The 855-nt window shown below is 75.2% G+C and carries 2 protein-coding genes; one reads left to right on the forward strand and one right to left on the reverse strand.

Going from position 1 to position 855, the window contains the following annotated elements; translation table 11 throughout:
* On the reverse strand, nucleotides 1-160 hold a 160-nt coding region (locus AC1DY2_RS20225), incomplete at its 3' end, for an ArsR family transcriptional regulator (protein ID WP_476764043.1).
* 64 nt (nucleotides 161-224) lie between these two features.
* Here AC1DY2_RS20225 and AC1DY2_RS20230 point away from each other — a divergent pair.
* Nucleotides 225-855: cytochrome P450 family protein (locus AC1DY2_RS20230; protein ID WP_476764042.1), on the forward strand; the 631-nt coding region annotated here is incomplete at its 3' end.

Consider the following 855-nt stretch of genomic DNA (forward strand, 5'->3'; position numbering starts at 1 on the left):
GCGCCAGGTGGGCGCTCGCGGTCGGCGGTCGCACGCCCGCGATGGCGGCCAACTCGCCGGCGGGCAGCGACCGGCCGTCGAGGAGGGCCACGAGCATCGCCGCACGCGCCGGCTCACCCATGAGCCGTGCGGGCGTGGCGAGGTCGGCGTCTCCGTGCATGCCTCAACGATACGACCGGCACACTTCGGCGTGCGACGAACCGTTGCCGACCTACCGTTGCAGGATGGATGACGTCCTCGATCGGCGCGACGTGGCGCGAATCCTCCACGACTCCCGGTTCGCCGTGCCCGAGGCGGATGCCGCGGCGGCCGGTCCGTTCGGCAGGTTCCGCTCGCGTGCCTCCCGCTTCGTGAACGGGGACGTGCACGACCGACGCCGACGCGCGATCGAGCAGACCCTGGCGCGGCTCGATCCGGTGGAGCTCGCCGCCGACGCGGCATCCCGGACCCGCGCGATCGTGCGTGAGGCCGGAGGGGCAGTCGGCATCGAGGTCGTCGCGACCGTCGCCCGCAGCGTACCCGTCGCCTGCCTCGCCGCTCGGCTCGGCTTCGAGCGCCCCGACGACCTGCCTCGGCTCGTCGCCCAGGTCGCGCCGGCCTACGCGAGCGGCGTCGGCAGCGCTGAGGTCGACGCGAGCGTGGTGCTTCTCCTCGCCGCCGCGCCGCGAGCGGCCCATGCCGTGACGGGCGCCGGCGGCGACGTCGACGTCGAGGACGAGACCCGTGAGCTCGGCGTCCAGGTGCTGGTGCAGGCGCATGCCGCCACGGCCGGACTCATCGAGGGGGCGATGCGGGGTGCGCAGGCGGCGCCGACGACCACCTCGACCGCCGACCTGCTCGCGACCGCGCTGCGCG

The organism is Agromyces sp. P1_H4 (assembly GCF_056405255.1).